Source organism: Enterobacter sp. BIGb0383, assembly GCF_003751845.1.
GTDB lineage: Bacteria > Pseudomonadota > Gammaproteobacteria > Enterobacterales > Enterobacteriaceae > BIGb0383.
The window spans coordinates 87,574-102,769 of sequence record NZ_RJKQ01000004.1; the positions used below are offsets into that span (position 1 = coordinate 87,574).

The following is a 15,196-nucleotide window of genomic DNA, read 5'->3' on the forward strand; positions in this document are numbered from 1 at the left end:
ACGTGTAATGAAAGGTTTGATCCCTTCCCCTGATGTAGACATGAGCTGGAAGAAGTGTTGCGATATTGGGCGAAGCCATTTAGATATATCAAAATCGACTCAACGTATATTAAATTTATACATAAGCCAAATGGCGGCACCAACACAACCGCCAATTATGCTACCTATCTTAAATCCATCTGCCCATTCTAATTCAGGAATGGACTTATCAGTTAAAATCCATTCTGAGGATATAAATATTAATGAAAATGAGATGCCACAGATAATTACAAGTATAATTAAGTGGTTTAGTGAAACTTTCATTATTGATTCACCTTATTTTTTTCTTGTGTTTTTGTGTCATTTGCGCTTCCGTTACTCTTGTTTTTAATAATATTGCTATTTACTTTGGAACCACTATATTCTAATGTGCCAGAGCCTGCAGCGCTGCCAATAATACCAGGGACTGGGCTGAATTTTGTGCCTTCTGTTATGAAGTCAGAATATCTTGCTTTATCACTGTATTCGTAAGCTTTTTTACTCGCAGGCATCCCAAAATGATTCTTAATTTCGGCCGCTTCCATTCTTCCCGTAATAGTTGATCCTAGCCCGTAACCTATCATGGTTCCAAAACCAGCTCCAACCATGGCAGCTTCGGAGTTTTGCCCTGTAACATTGCTTGTAAAATAAGCGCCGCCAACATTAAGCCCCATGTTAGTCTGGAGTGATTTTCCTGTTCCGCCCCAACCTGTAACACCTGAAGTGAAGAAGTTTAAATAATCAAATTTATCGCCTGTGTTTCCATTAAATATCTGAACACCAGCATTAGCGCTCATGCTTAAACCAGAGCCCATTAATTTAGCGCCAGTTGATATATTGGAGCTTAGTAGAGAACGCCCACCTGCTAATAATCCAAAAAAATTTTCAGGTTCTGCAACAAACGCTCCAAACCGATCCCAGTTGTCTGATTTACTCATACCATATTCGAGATCTTTGTAATTTTCATACAGAACAGCATTTCTGACATCGTCATTGTCTAAAGAGCCATATAGCCATGTCGGTCTTTCTGCAGCCGAAACGCCGCCATCAAGTTTTAACTTTTCATATCCAGCAGTACAACTGAGTGAATTGCTATCACAATCTGCTTTGTATTTATCTGAGTTTGTTTTATTTAATTTAGCGTAATGGTCTATAACTGGTTGACAGTCAGTTCCTGCAGCGTTGCATTTTGTAATTGCTTTATCAAATTCTCTTGCTTCATCAAAGCTAAGATAGTTATTCTCCGCCGTCGTCTTCCCTGCCTGCGCCGCATACACCGCGCTTCCCGTACTGTCCCCGACCAGGCCACCGGCCAGCCCGGAGGACAGGGTGGCCAGAGCGCTCAGGGTCTGTTTCTGAGTTTCGGTCAGGTCAGCGATGGGGGTATCACCGTACAGCTGGTCTTTCAGTATCCCCGCCGTTATCTCGCCGAGTGCCGCGCCGGTCGCGCCTGCGGCAGCGTTCTGCCCCTGAGCCGCCGCCAGCGCTGCCCCGACAATGGCGTGCGCAATCGCTTTGGCTTCGGTGTTATTGTCGATACCCATTTTATGACCGATGACCTCGGCCAGATAGGGCGCTGCCCCGTTAGCAATCGCCGCAGCGATATCGCCGCCAGCCAGACCCTGGACCGCAGCGGTGGCGGCCTGGATACCCTGCTGAACTGCGCCGCCGGTGCCGAGTTTGGTGTCGTTAAAGGCTTTGTCGTAGAAGTTCTGATAGACCTGCTTGTTGAGCGCCTTCTCATCCGGCTCTTTGCCCGGATTGGCCTTTATCCAGTCGGCACGCGCCTTGTCCCGGTCTTCCTGGCTGATATTGCCCATCTTCTCTTTGGCATCTGTCGCTGCGGCGATAGCACCCTGGGTCCGCACAATATCCGATACCTGGGTGCTTAACTCCCCAATCAGCTGCGCCTGCTGAATACGCTTCTGCTCTTTCTCTTTGTCGAATATCTGGTTGATGCTGCCGTTGGCGTTCTCTGCGTCGCGGCTGAGGTTCGCTACGTCCTGAGTTTGTTTATCCTGATCGCGGACAACCAGTGCGCCATCGCTGACGGCGGCTTTGGTGGTGCCGCTGTCGTGGCCGTCTTTGTTGACGCCCGCCAGCATGGTGTTGGCCATATTCCCGGCGAACTGACCGGCGATGCTGCCCCCGGTACTCAGGCCGATACTCTGATGCTCGACCTTATAGTCGGCCTGGTTGTGGATATCGCTGAAGCCGAGAGTGCCGGTATCGAGTTTATTCTTGTCTGCCGTGGCGGTGGAGCCGATGACCGCGCCGTCGAGCTGGGTGTGTTCGCCGACGGTGACGTCGAAGCCGCCTTTGCCGGCGAAGATACCGGTCTGCTCAACCACGCTGTCGTAGTTGCTGTGCATCTTGTCGCGGCTGAGGTTGACGCTGGCGTTAACGGCCATGGAGCCAAAGGTAAAGCTGCCCCCGACGCTGGCGTTCTGCTGTTTCGAGTCGTAGCGGTCGCTGTCCTGCTCGCTGGTCATCGTCAGGTTGCGGCCGACGTCGGCTTTGACCGTCTCGCCGCTGACCTGCGCGCCCGTCAGGGTGGTGTCGCGGCCGCTGACCAGGTTCACCGTCTGCCCGGCGTTCAGCAAGGTTTCGGTATGGGTGGTGCCGTTGCCGCTTTCGTGGCCTTTACCCTTGTTAAGGCTGGCGGAGATGCTGATACCCGTCTGGGAGCCGCCGAAGCCGATACCCACCCCGATGCTGCCGCCGCTGCTCTTGTTGCTGCCGGTCAGCAGGGAGGTGTTCTGAGCCGAGACAAGGTAGATATCGCGGTTAGCGACCAGGTTGAGGTCTTTCCCGGCCTGCACGGTGGTGCCCTGCAGGAGGATATCGCCGTCGGTACCTTTCGCGCCGCTGCCGTTAGCGGTGATGCTGACATTATCCCCGGCGGTCAGACTCCCGCCGCGGGCGGTGACCTGCTCGCTGTGCTGGGTGGACGTCGAGGACTGGCTGCCGTAAGAAAGGCTGACGCCAATGGCGTTGTCCGATGCACCCGGCGTCCCGTACTGCTCGGCAGCAAGCCAGGCCGCTTGTCCGGCCTGCACCCCTGAGAGGGCCGCTTTGGTCTGCTGCAGCGCGGCGATCCGGCTGTCCTGAGTCTCCTGCGCCTGGTTGACGGTCTCTACGGCGGTATTGAGCGCGCTGCCGACGGCGCCGGAGAGGGCGAGGGTAAAGCCGCTCTTCTTCTGCTCGACCTTATGGGTCTGCTCGCTGCTGTCGCTGGCGGCGGTGATGGCGACGTTCTTGCCCTCCAGGCTCATATCCTTCGCGGCGATCAGCTCGGCGCTGTGGGCGGAGAGGTCGTTACCCGCTTCAAGGCTGAGACTGCCCGCGCTGCTGCCGACGGTGCTGATGGCATGGCTGGTACTTTTGCCGTCGTCGGTGGTTTTGATGCTCTGGCTGCCGATGGAGAAGCCGATCCCGCCGGTGCCCATCAGGCCGGATTTGCTCTCTTTGCGCAGATGGTTTTCCTGGCGCTGCTCTTCCGCCGTGTCGAGGGTCAGGTTGTTGCCCGCCGCCAGGCGGACGTCTTTCTCGCCCGCCACGTTGCTGCCGCGTACCGTCATGTCGTTTCCGGCCAGCAGCGTCACGCTGTCGCCGGTAATGTTACTGGCCGTTGCCTGGGTGGCTTCAATCTCGTCGTGGGTCTCCAGCGAACTGCCGGAGAGGAAGCCCTTGCTGGTCTGTTTGCTGTGTTCGGTCAGGTGGTACGCTGACTCCCCGGCGACAATATTGATATTGTTCCCGGCTGCCGCGCTCAGGGCATCGGCGGCATTCACCGAGGCCGCCCGGGCGTTAAGATCGTTGCCCGCCGAAAGCTTCACGCTGCCGCTGCCGGAGATCTCGCTCCCGACTTCGCTGCGCTGGGCCAGGTCGCGGTAGTTATCGCTTCCCCAGTCGCCATGTTCGCTGTGGGTGGTGGTGATTGTGCCGAGGTTTATATTGTTCCCGGCCGCCAGCAGAGTGGTGCTCTCTTTGCCGTTATTCCCCACCAGGGTGGCGTCGAGGTTGATATCGTTCACGCCCTGCAACACCAGCTTGCCGCCGTCGTTCTGGACGTAAATCCCGGCGGTGCGATCCAGGCTGCGGTTGCTCTCATCCCCGCTAAGGGTGCTGGTACTGTTCAGGTTGCGCCCGGCGGTGACCTGCAGGGCATCGTCCGCCAGCAGGGTGCCACCGACGTTATTGAAATCGGTAAGCGCGGCGATATCGATGGTGCCGCCGCGGATCAGACCGCTGTTATTGACGTTGTTTGCCGAAATGGCGGCAATCTCGCGCCCGGCAATGGTGCCGCCGTTGTTGAGGTCGCCTGCGGTCTGCAATGCCACGCGGTTGCCCGCCAGCAGGGAGCCGTTGCCGTTCACGTCGCCCTCTTTCACCCGCACATAGACCTGCGGAACCACCACGCGCTGGCTGCTGCCGTCCGGGAGCTGCACGGTCTGCTCGACCATCCACACCATATCCGAGGTCAGCAGAGCCATCTGATCCGCGCTGAGCGCCACGCCGAGGGTGAGGTTGTGCTCGCGTGAGAAGGCGATCCCCGCATCCATCAGGGCTTTGTACTGGGCGTTATCATCGTCGAAGCCGCTGAGATAGCGCTGGCCGGTCAGGTTCGCGACCTGGCTGCGGATCAGCTGCTGCTCATAGAAACCGTCGCCGAGGCGTTTCAGGACTCTGTCCCCGTTGGGTGACAGGGCGTTCTGCATATAGTCGGAGCCGAGCCAGGTGCGCTCATTGGTAAAGCGCGGATCGGTCTCCACCAGGTAGTGGCTGGTCGATTCGGCGTGCACGGTGTAGAGGCTACCGGAGGGAACGGAGGTGTCCCCGACGCCGGTGCGCACTACTTCACCGGTGCTGTTTTTCGCGCTCTCCCAGGTCTGGCCGGCAGGTAACGCGACCGGGCGATCGCTGCCGCCCTCGGCAGGGTTATTGCCTTCCCATGCCGTCGTGCTGAGGGAGATGGTCTGGGTTACCGGCGAGGGCCGATAGCTCCCGGTATCTCTCCCCTGCGAGGTTTTGGTGCCGCCGACCTTGCGTTTCTTTTTCCTGGCGTACCAGCGGGTCTGGCTGCCAACGTCGGTGATGATTTTTATCCCGTCAGTGGGGTCGTTATTGAGCAGGCGAATCACGCCACCCAGCACCTTCGCCGCGATAACCTGGCTGTCGAGGTTATTCATCCGGTCGCTGTTAATGGTGAGGTTGCCGCCGGAGAGAATTTTTCCCGGCTCGCTCTCTATCACGCGAGTTTCCTGGACGGTGCGGGTGTAGTTATATTCGTAGAATTCGTCGTCGCTGCTGCCGTCCGGCATTCTGGCGGAGTGTACGCCGTACTTGTTCTTCCTGCTGGTATCGACGTCGCTCCAGTCGTAGCGCTGGGTTCTGCCGCTCAGCACCGCTTCATGGCGATTGCTGGTCTCCGTCACCACCACCTGCGTGACCAGATGGTTGTTGAGGTTATGGATGGTATCCATATCAAGGCGCATATCGCCGCCCGACTCCAGGGTGGCGCCGCGGTTGGTCAACACGGCGCCGATCCCGGTTGCGTTCAGATTGGTGTCGAGATCGCCGCCGATAGCCATTGCGCCAGCGCTGTAGATCAGGCCATTGCCGGTGTTGTTCAGTGTTCCGGTGCCGATATCCAGCCGGTCGCGGGCGGCGAGGGTGGCGGCCACGCCGTTCTCTGCGCCGTTATCCAGGGTATTCGCCTTGATGGCGAGATGGTCGCCGTAAATACGTCCGCTGCCCAGGTTGGAAAGGGTGCCGGTTTCAATATGGGTCAGGGAGCCATCGATCAGGCCGCGGTTGGTCAGGGAATCGCGCAGGGTAAGGTGCGTTTCATCTCCACCCAGCTCGGCTTTCTGGCCGTTGGTGGCGCTGGCGGCCTGTACGGTCAGTTTTTTACCCGCCAGCAGTTTGCCCTGGTTGTCGAGACTGCCGCCGCTGGTCAGGGTCAGATCGCCATTGGCCAGAACCTGACTCTGGTTGGTAAAGCCCTGTTGCAGGCTAAGCATCAGGTCGCCTTCGGAGAGGATTTTGCCGTCGCCGCTGACGGCATCAGCCGTGACGTCCATTCTCTGCCCGGCCACAAGGTTGCCCTCGCGGTTTGCGATGCTGCGGGCGTTAAGGTTGACGTTTTTGCCGCTCAGGGTGCCGCCGTCGTTCAGCAGGCTGCCGGTGCTGCGCGCCTCCAGTGTGCCGGTGGCATCCACTCTGGCCTGGCGCAGGTCCAGATCGCCGTCACCGGCATCGAGGGAAGTATTGCCTGTTGCCGTCCGGCTACCGCTGGCATCGATCCCTTTACCTTTGGCGGTCAGGGTGCCGCCTGCGATATTTTGTCCCTGCAGGGTCAGACGGCCGTCGCTGGAGAGGCTGACGTCGCCGTGCTCGCCCGCGCGCCCGTTTTTATCGATACCGGCGGCAAGGGTGCTTTGTGCAGTTGCGGTGATACGGCTTCCGCGCAGGGTCAGGTTGTCGGCGGTGGCGAGGGTACCGCTATGCTCGATTTCGCCCCGGCTGCTGACGTCTGCGCTGCCGCCGGAGTAGAGTTTGCCGCTATTGCTGACGCTGCCTGCGGCGAGCTGCATATCGCCCGTGCTGTTGATGTTGCCGCTGTTCTCAATCCTGCCGTCGGCGGTGACCACCACCGTTCCGGCCTGGGCACCGATATTCCCGGCGTTACGCACGCCAACGCCCGCTTCGGTTCCGGTCAGGCGGATTTTGCCTGCGTACATCCCGCCAAGGCTGGCGACATCCACCGCCAGCTGAGGACGGGTCTCGGCATCACCGGCTTTGGCGACGACGTTTTCATGCGCGGCATCGACGGTGTTGGCTCCGGCGGTGACCTTCAGGTCGTTGGCCCAGAGTCCGGCATTCACTTTGACCGAACGGGCAATAATGTCGGTGTAATCCTGGCGGGAGGTATCCATCCCCTTGCCCTGAATCACGATCTCGCCCCTGCTGACGTCATAGCCGGTCAGGTTGCCGTTATTCATCTGCGCCTGGCCGGTGGTCAGGGTCGCGCGGTTGGCGTTGATAAAGCCGCAGCCGTCGCAGGTAATGCCCGACGGGTTGGCGATCACCACCTGGGCTTTTTTACCGGCCACCTCGACATAGCCATTAAGGCGGCTCGGGTCCCGGGAGTTGACTTCATTGAGGATGATTTTCGCTTCGCCCTTCGTCAGCCACGGGTTGGCGGCCACCATCCCGCCGATCTGGGTCGGGGTATTATTGCGGCTGTTATTGAGGATCACGCCTTTGTTATCGACGTCGAACTGGCTGTAGACGTTGCGGGAGACCCCGCCCTGGCTCGGCGACTGGATATTGACCTGCGTCGTACCGTTGGCGCTGTTGATAATGGTCGGCTGCTGCGAGCCCGGCGCGCTTTTATCGGCGACAACATTGGCCGCTGCCGGTTGCACCGCGCCCAGCGCCAGCAACAGGCCAAAGGCGAGGGCGTTCAGGCGAGTCACGCACTGACGCTGCACGCTTGCGGCCCCGGAAGACGGGCAGGCTACCGCACGACAGCTCCGGGTGATTTCTGCCACCACCACCAGCATACCGCGTACTTTGTTGAACACGATACGATACAGATTTTTGTTCATCCTTAAATCCCAATAATATCCGGAAACCCGTTATTCCGTGAGGTGACGACTCAGTAGCTCCAGTTCAGGCTAAAGCCCAGGGTGTAAGAGCTGGTTTTAAAGCCGTCAGGTCTCGAGAAGGGCACGCCGGCAAAAAGGTCGTACCCGGTATTGAAAGCATTGCCGCGCAGGCCGGCGACGCCGCCCGCCAGATGTTTACCGATCAGCATGCCGGAGCTGCTGGTGCCGCCGACTTCGCCGTAATCCGCACCCAGATAGAACTCCTGCTGCGGCAGCGGCGTGCGCCAGGCGAGATCGTTGCGCACGTACCAGCCGCGGCTGGCGCTGAGGTTGCGCTCGCCGTCAAAGCCGCGCACCGTCCAGCGTCCGCCGATGGAGAACTCATCCTGCGGCGTCAGGGCCATCGAGCTGATTTGCCGCTGATACTGCACGTTGTAGCGCAACGACTCCCCGGCCAGCTCGAAGGGCACATCCAGACCGGCGCTGAGGGTGACGATTTTGCTTTTCGCCGTGGCATCGCCGCTATACTCCTCCGGGGCCGGGATAGCCCCGAACCAGCGGGTGCCGCGCTGATAGCTGATGCCTGCATCCAGCGTGCTCTGGCCGATATAGTGGCGATGGGCGAGCCCCAGCCGCCAGGCGGAGGTTTTACGGTGCTGCACGTCAACTTCGGTATCTTCGATATAGTTGCGTGATTCGCTGGTCAGTACGTCCCAGCTGACGGAGGTTTTCTGCGTGCCGCTGCGGTGCAGGACCCGGCTCAGCTGAAGGTTGAGATTCTTGCGTTTGCCTTTGTAGAGATAATCCTGGTTCAGGCCCGCCACCGTCTGGCGATAGTCGTAATCGCTGGCCGTGGCACCGAACATCCAGTAGCCGAAGGGCACGGAGTAGTGGGCGGTGATGTTTTTACTGCCCTTGTCGCTGCCGGTTTTCAGGCTGCGGGTCCCGGAGATATAAAAGAGATCGCTGAGTGAGAAGGGATTATCCAGCGACAGGGTTGCGCCGCCCTGATAACGCCCGGTGGCGACGGATCCCGCGTCATCCAGCGAGGCCCCCAGACGCCACATTTTTTGCTGCTGCCACTGCACCAGGATATCGCTCTCGCCGGGCTGCTCGCCGGGGACCACTTCCATATTGGCCTGCACCGTCGGCAGACGCTGCAGATTCTCCAGCCCCTGCTCAATGTCCCGCAGATCCAGCAGATTGCCCTCGTGGGCCGGAAACGCGGTATAGAGCGTCAGCCAGCGGTCGCTGTCGGCGGTGTGTTTCACCTCGCGGACATAGCCGGGCAGGATCACCAGCGACAGCGTGCCACGGGTCAGATCCTGATTCGGGGCCAGCACGCGGGAGGTTATATAGCCGTGGTCAATCAGACGGTTTTGCAGGGTGCTCATCAGCAGGTTAATGCCTTTTCCACCAAGACAATTGCCTTCACCCTGACGGGCAAGACGCTGTAGCGGAAGCCAGTGCGGCAGGGCTTCCTGACCGCTCAGTTCGACCTTATCGATCTGGAAACAGGGCGTTTCTTTCTCAAAGGTGATCCGGCCAAAAGAGGATGCGGGCGGGGAAAGACGCACGTCCGGCGTCGGCGGCGTCAGGGTCTCTTCAAGGGCTCTCTGGCGCTGCTGCTGGGACTGAAGGGTCCGGTCGATCATCTCTTTTTCGCCCGCCGGACGCTCAGGCGGCAGGACAGGCGCTGCGGACAGGGAAGCGGAATGTATCAGCGTGACTAATGTAAGCGCTGAAAAAATGAACGGCGTTGTGCCTCGGGTCGTCCCTGTCTGTGTGTTGCGTATCATCCCTGCTACGTCTCTTAGTTTGTGATTGGGTGCTTAAGAAGTAATCAGGCGCGATGATAGGAAAACTGTGAAGATGTGTAAATAAGTGTGAGGTCGGGTAGGGGCGTTTTCCGATTATTCTCAATGAACAGTTAAAAAAATTGCATCTATTGGGCGAAGGGAGCGGTGCTGGGGTGCGGTATCTCGGGTGGTGAGCCTGTTCGTAATGGCGCTGAGTGCATGGTTAAAATTGTCAGAAACATCAGAAAGTAAAGTTATTACAGGCAGGTGAGGATCTTTCCTCGAGTGTTTCACTCGGGTGGATTCACGTACTGAACGCGGTCGTTTTTGCCATAGCTGGCAGTTGTTCGGTAAAACCGAACAACTCGATGTTTATCAGGCTATGCAGCCAGAATAGAGACTTTTTCTGCCGACCTGGCCCGGCCACCATTACGCAAGTCTGGTTCAGCTTTGAGTATCTTCCGACGTTTCATTGTGAACCTGTAAGAAAGCCTTACAGGTTGCGTTGCGGGGCCGATGCTAAGCAGTTGTTAGCGCGCTTACCGGCTCCAGCACAATACGGCCTGCCATCACCTTCACTGTAATACTTGTCCCGGTATCAAACCCTGCTTCGCGCAGCCACTTCCCGGAAAGCTGTAGTTTCGGCGTACTTTTATCCCGGCCCTGCGGGCGGTATCCCACAATTACGCTGCGTTCGGTTTCTGCAATCGGGGCGTCTGAGATAGAATGCGGATTAGCCATAATCAACTCCTTGATCGTTGGTGTGGTTAGACGCTCCGGTCGTGGGCCAACACTGCTGGAGCGTTGTTAGTACAGGATGCCTTTAGGTGGCCTCCTATATATCAGGGATAGTTAAATAGGTGGCCTCATGTCAACAATATCGCGCGAAAAAAAACCAAAAGGTGGAGGCCAGTCTCCGCAGTTCAAAATGCGTATTGATCCAGCATTAAAGGAACAGCTTGATGCTGTTGCGGCGGAAGAAGGTGTTAGCCTCGCCAGCTGGTTGAAGGAACTGGCGAGGGAGGCGCTGCGTAGCAGGGGTATTAGTCCGAACGGGTAGTACATTTCTTACTAATTATTTTCTAAATAATATAATAAATGAGGTGTTTTCATGAAAGTATTAAGCTTGGTAAACATGAAAGGCGGTGTTGCTAAGACGACGTTGGCGGTAAATCTCGCGGATGTATTAAATAGAAGAGAAGGTAAAAGAGTATTACTTATCGATATAGACCCTCAATTTAATGCAACTCAATGTATAATGAATGGCAATAGTTATAAAGAGTATCTCTCAAATAAAGGTTACACTGTTCTTGATGTTTTTAATGATACTCCACTTAGTGTTGTTAGTTCTGTTAATGGGACAACTACCATTCCTCCAAAAAAAATAGAGGAAATAATTCCCTATAATATTAGGAATGGATTTGATCTTCTTCCGGGAGCTTTAGAGTTGCATCGTTTAGAGATGGGGTCTGGACAAGGGAAAGAGATGCGTCTCCGAAACTACATAAATCATTTGCGTACTAATGATTTATTCGACTGGGTAATTATTGACACTCCGCCAACCCCATCGGCATGGATGTCAGCTGCCTTAATTGCATCTGATTACTATTTAACACCAGTTCGTCCGGAACCCCTTTCAGCTACAGGCATTGATTTGCTTAGAGTTGTTGTAAATGGTATTACTTCCAATTACGGATTAAATTTGTCATGCTTGGGTGTTGTTCTCACGATGGCTGAAGAAAATACGATAGTATTTTCTGATGCTGTTGATTTTATTGATAATAATACATATTGGAAAGGCAAGAGAATATCTAAGTCATTGCCTAAAAGAACAGCCATTGCAAGAGGGCAAGGAAACCAATCTTTTATTTTAGATTTGGATGATCATGACTTAAACATATCTATGTCTAGAATTACAAAAGAAGTTATAGAAAGGGCGGAGGCATAATAAATGTTAAAGAGAAATGAAATCATTAGGGTTAAAAAACTTCTTGAAGAGCTATCATGGATTATGTCGGAGTATTCTGCGGCCGATCTTAAGAAGGTCTATAATTTATTAGACTCATCTTTGGTTGATACTAAAGAGATATCAAGTTCTATAGGTTACTCCCCTAAAAATCCTAATAAACATTTTTTGACTGGTGCTTTGCCGACCCTTTTCCTCGATCAAGAGTTGTTTGGAAGTAATGACGAAATTGCTATTTTTTCTGAGGAAATTCTTGGCGTTAAGATACCTAGGCATTATAAGAAATCCAAATATGAGATCATCGGGCATGTAGTTTGTGAAGCTAGTTTTTTAGATGATGTTGGATTGAAAAAATTGGTTATGGCCTTAGAGAAAATTGTATCAGATGAAGGGCGTAAGAAATCAATTTATAATAAAAAAAATAACTCAACTACATTTAGTTGGAATGAAGTCATTCAATCTTTGAATGAGGATTTATGATGCGTGCGATTGCTTTGGATTATTCAGATTTAATGAGATTCATAAGTGAATATAAAATACCTTATTCTGAATCTGATGTTATGTTTAGTAACCTAGTAAAAAAAATGCATAAAAGGTATTACGCGTTTTTATCGTTACATCATGAACTCATTAATGGTAATAATTTTTTACCAACAATTCCTAGTGAAGTTGACGTTATATTTAAATCTAGAATGAATGAAGTGTTGTCAGAGTTAGGGACTGTTTTCTTTATTGCTATTCATGGGTGTTATAAAGCGGCGCGCTTATTAATGAGAAGTTGTATTGAAAATTTTTCGAAAGCAATTGGAAGTTTGATTGATATTAATGTTGTTAATGAAACAAGTGTATATCGAGTGATAGAAATTGCTTTGTCACATAATGTTTTTTTAAAGCAGGCAATAAGTGAAAAGAATTTTATAAGTGAAAAGTATGCCATTCTATGTGCTGATGTGCATACTGCATCTGTGATTAATATGCAACAGATTGATTGTATTGGAAATTTCCCGATATCAAATAATCAACAATTCTCATTGATAGGTGAGCTCTATATTAAGCTTATTAATGTTATCTCCTCCGTAATATTAAAGATTGCTCCAGATGTTTATCATAAAGCCCATCACACTCATAAGGATTTGATTTCTTTGCTTCTTTCGATGGAAGATAAGAGAATCATTCATAAAATTGAGCGATGAATCTTTATTCATTATGTGGATATGATTTTTTTTGGATAATATAAGACGATTGCGATTGATTTTTTGCAGGTGTAAATACTTCTGCTAAATATTTTTAAATAATTCATTAGGAGGTTTTATGATTGAGCGAGATATTATGGAGTCCCTGTTTATCCAGCAAAGGCTGCAGGTTCTTCATATTGGTAAACATCATGGCGAATTTGGAGATGCATACCTTTACGCTTGGGAGTCTGGTGTATATCCGGTGATGAGCGATACAGATGGAAGTGTGCCTCGCAGGCCGCATGAACTTTATGCTGATTTTTTTGTCACCTCTCAATACAAGGTTTCATTTCTGTTAAAACGACTTGATGATGCTTGGCATAAGAAGGAAGATCTTACCTTTTATGGCCTAGAAGATGAGCTGGGCGTAAGGAGTTTTAGTTCTGATGGTTGGGATAGAAGTGACCTTATTCATATTTGCAGATATCTGTATTTAGATGGGTGTTTTGATAAAAACTTTTGGGATACATTGCTTGAGAATGGGAAGTGTCCAAGTGAAGCTTTGAGTCTGGCCTCAGATCTTGATAGGGAATTGTCTATTGATTTTTGAGGACTGCTTTAGTTTTTTAGAAATGGAGAGTTATCTGGGGTCGAGAATGAAGTGAGCTACATAAGTTCTAGATAACTCTCATTCTACTTTTGTATTATCGACAAGGTACTATCACGGTTAAAACTGGAAGTTTATGTAAGTATTATAATGGCGGTCGAATTAAGCAGTGCGACTCTTCGGTTTGAACAAAAGTCATGCGTTATATCCCGTTTTTGGGCTTAACGGAAAATTTGCTTGTTGGTTGTTTGATAAGACGGTTGTCTGTAATCCAATCACAGATGGATTTTTCTAAGAATATTTAGCTGTGAAAAAATGGAGATCACAGGAGTCGCATAAGAACATTAATATCATGATAATAAAAGGATTATTTAATATGGATAATTAAGTAACCCCCATAAGCACCCCCAAATGCTTTTGCTTGCTCCTTTTTGTATAAAAAGCAGTCAACGAATGGCTCGTGGATCTTGCGGATTTTACTCCATTTTTGATGCGGTAAACAGGCTCACTTATCGCTTCAAAATGAATAGAGGGCACGCTCTTCTCGAGCTAACATCCCTGGATAGTGCTTCGCCACGATATCATTCATTTTCTCCACCAGATCCAAGCGTTTGAAAATTACATGCGCGGTACCTTTTTGAAAATAGCGGATACCAAAAAGCTCATCCTCGTAACTCTGTTGACGAGGGTTATCTCGGATATACTCCATTAACCGCACAGAGATATCCCCACGATTGTCAGGAACGGGCTTACCATCCAACAGATACAACATTCGCTCCAAATCAACTAACTGGTCCCGCCGCCAGCCCCAACTTAAGCTAAACCCCCAACGGTTATGCGTGACCAGATTGTTAACAATGATTTTTTTGCCGAACATACAGGGACTGTTTGTTTTATATTCCCATGATAGTCCCCTGAAAATATTGATAACACCGCGCTCAAATACATCCTGTTTATTCAGATGTAGCTGTTCAAAAGTGCTGAGGATATTGTCTTCATTGATAGCTGGTAGGTCGCCCTCTTCCAAATTTTTATACCACTGCTCGCGAGCTTCAGCATCCATGAGAGCCAGCATTCCAGATTTCATCATCAGATCACGCCAAATACTGCGATCGATATTTTGGGTAATCAACTTTATAGCTTTGTCTGGCACTTCCATTAACCAGCAGTCATAGCGGCTTCCTTGTCTCATCGCCCACTCGCCAGCAGTCCCCCCACCAATTGAAGAAGTGAGTGAAGAAATTTCACTAAGCTGATAGATCAGCTGTTCTATCTGTTTCAGAGCGCTATCACGGCCAGCAACGATTCGCGCTACGCTGGTCGAGCAAATCACCTCGCTCTGTTCAACTATGACTTCAGGTTCAGTTTGCATCATCGTAATCCTTACATAAAAGCAAACACGCCTACCAAATCAGTTAGACGTATTATGCAACAGATAAAAAGGGGATAAAGCTCAGGAAAGATAGTGTGGAAAGCGTTTCGCAAAACCTAGATGGCTAATAGCTTTATTGCCTATCGAATGCGAACTTGCCCTCAAAAAAACAAAATCTGCCAATCTGGGTGGACAGGTAATCAGCATGCCAGCAGTAATCCGGATAGGCTCATGTCTGCTTTTCGCCCTGGATAACTGAGGTGATGGTCTGGTAACCCAGACGGGTCATCAGGCCGGTGGCTCGACGGGCACGGAGAATATCGATAGCCGTGATGAAGGGAGATTGTTCCTGGCAGGAGAACCCCCGGCGATCGATGCGAACCAGGTCGAACTTTTCCACCGTGAAATTCAACGCATCAGCCAGAGAGATACCGGCATCAATATGTTCGTGGATCACCGCCTCATCACTGAACTCGGTATCGTTAAGCGCCAATCCGTAATGCTGTTTCAGCAGATACGTGAGCATGAATTGCCAGACAATAACGGGTGATGGGCAAGCGTAAGCCGCCTGTTTCGGAGTGACAGGTAAGATTTGCATGTGGGTTATCTCGTTGTTAGTCAGATGAAAAAAGGGAAAGTGATA

The 15,196-nt window shown here is 52.0% G+C and carries 10 protein-coding genes and 1 pseudogene; 5 read left to right on the forward strand and 6 right to left on the reverse strand.

Going from position 1 to position 15,196, the window contains the following annotated elements; genetic code table 11:
* Window positions 1-99 precede the first annotated feature (99 nt).
* The 4 genes and pseudogenes from EDF81_RS23970 to EDF81_RS18480 form a co-directional block, all read right to left on the reverse strand.
* On the reverse strand, window positions 100-303 hold the full coding sequence (locus tag EDF81_RS23970; protein ID WP_148049943.1) for a hypothetical protein: 204 nt from the start codon (window positions 301-303) through the stop codon (window positions 100-102).
* Complete coding sequence (locus EDF81_RS18470; RefSeq protein WP_123349634.1) at window positions 303-7,634, reverse strand: hemagglutinin repeat-containing protein; 7,332 nt, start codon at window positions 7,632-7,634, stop codon at window positions 303-305. Before EDF81_RS18470 ends, EDF81_RS23970 begins: the two co-directional genes overlap by 1 nt.
* Window positions 7,635-7,684: 50 nt before the next feature.
* Complete coding sequence (locus EDF81_RS18475; protein ID WP_184999569.1) at window positions 7,685-9,289, reverse strand: ShlB/FhaC/HecB family hemolysin secretion/activation protein; 1,605 nt, start codon at window positions 9,287-9,289, stop codon at window positions 7,685-7,687.
* A gap of 693 nt (window positions 9,290-9,982) precedes the next feature.
* Window positions 9,983-10,174, reverse strand: a pseudogene (locus EDF81_RS18480) (SymE family type I addiction module toxin); the annotation flags it as partial.
* 127 nt (window positions 10,175-10,301) lie between these two features.
* On the opposite strand from EDF81_RS18480, the gene EDF81_RS18485 reads away from it, so the two are divergent.
* The 5 genes from EDF81_RS18485 to EDF81_RS18505 all read left to right on the forward strand — a co-directional run bounded on the left by EDF81_RS18485 (window position 10,302) and on the right by EDF81_RS18505 (window position 13,184).
* On the forward strand, window positions 10,302-10,493 hold the full coding sequence (locus tag EDF81_RS18485) for a toxin-antitoxin system HicB family antitoxin (RefSeq protein ID WP_123349637.1): 192 nt from the start codon (window positions 10,302-10,304) through the stop codon (window positions 10,491-10,493).
* A gap of 51 nt (window positions 10,494-10,544) precedes the next feature.
* Window positions 10,545-11,381 (forward strand): ParA family protein, encoded by an 837-nt coding sequence (locus EDF81_RS18490; protein WP_123349638.1) that lies wholly within the window; start codon window positions 10,545-10,547, stop codon window positions 11,379-11,381.
* Window positions 11,382-11,384: 3 nt separating this feature from the next.
* Window positions 11,385-11,879: a hypothetical protein gene (locus EDF81_RS18495; RefSeq protein ID WP_123349639.1), complete on the forward strand. Its 495-nt coding sequence runs from the start codon at window positions 11,385-11,387 to the stop codon at window positions 11,877-11,879.
* Complete coding sequence (locus EDF81_RS18500) at window positions 11,876-12,592, forward strand: hypothetical protein (protein ID WP_148049944.1); 717 nt, start codon at window positions 11,876-11,878, stop codon at window positions 12,590-12,592. The genes EDF81_RS18495 and EDF81_RS18500 overlap by 4 nt, the downstream gene beginning before the upstream one ends.
* 118 nt (window positions 12,593-12,710) lie before the next feature.
* Window positions 12,711-13,184, forward strand: coding sequence for a hypothetical protein (locus EDF81_RS18505; protein ID WP_123349641.1), 474 nt, complete (start codon window positions 12,711-12,713; stop codon window positions 13,182-13,184).
* Window positions 13,185-13,698: 514 nt separating this feature from the next.
* Here the strand turns inward: EDF81_RS18505 and EDF81_RS18510 are convergent.
* Window positions 13,699-14,553 (reverse strand): DUF4942 domain-containing protein, encoded by an 855-nt coding sequence (locus EDF81_RS18510; RefSeq protein WP_123349933.1) that lies wholly within the window; start codon window positions 14,551-14,553, stop codon window positions 13,699-13,701.
* Window positions 14,554-14,782: 229 nt separating this feature from the next.
* On the reverse strand, window positions 14,783-15,151 hold the full coding sequence (locus EDF81_RS18515; RefSeq protein ID WP_123349642.1) for a TA system toxin CbtA family protein: 369 nt from the start codon (window positions 15,149-15,151) through the stop codon (window positions 14,783-14,785).
* Between the last annotated feature and the right edge of the window lie 45 nt (window positions 15,152-15,196).

Bases quoted from the DNA above. Each gene is read 5' to 3' on its own strand.
- EDF81_RS18495 (WP_123349639.1), top strand. From the start codon at position 11,385: ATGTTAAAGAGAAATGAAATCATTAGGGTTAAAAAACTTCTTGAAGAG.
- EDF81_RS18470 (WP_123349634.1), bottom strand. From the start codon at position 7,634: ATGAACAAAAATCTGTATCGTATCGTGTTCAACAAAGTACGCGGTATG.
- EDF81_RS18485 (WP_123349637.1), top strand. From the start codon at position 10,302: ATGTCAACAATATCGCGCGAAAAAAAACCAAAAGGTGGAGGCCAGTCT.
- EDF81_RS18500 (WP_148049944.1), top strand. From the start codon at position 11,876: ATGATGCGTGCGATTGCTTTGGATTATTCAGATTTAATGAGATTCATA.
- EDF81_RS18515 (WP_123349642.1), bottom strand. From the start codon at position 15,151: ATGCAAATCTTACCTGTCACTCCGAAACAGGCGGCTTACGCTTGCCCA.
- EDF81_RS18505 (WP_123349641.1), top strand. From the start codon at position 12,711: ATGATTGAGCGAGATATTATGGAGTCCCTGTTTATCCAGCAAAGGCTG.
- EDF81_RS18510 (WP_123349933.1), bottom strand. From the start codon at position 14,553: ATGCAAACTGAACCTGAAGTCATAGTTGAACAGAGCGAGGTGATTTGC.
- EDF81_RS18475 (WP_184999569.1), bottom strand. From the start codon at position 9,289: ATGATCGACCGGACCCTTCAGTCCCAGCAGCAGCGCCAGAGAGCCCTT.
- EDF81_RS23970 (WP_148049943.1), bottom strand. From the start codon at position 303: ATGAAAGTTTCACTAAACCACTTAATTATACTTGTAATTATCTGTGGC.
- EDF81_RS18490 (WP_123349638.1), top strand. From the start codon at position 10,545: ATGAAAGTATTAAGCTTGGTAAACATGAAAGGCGGTGTTGCTAAGACG.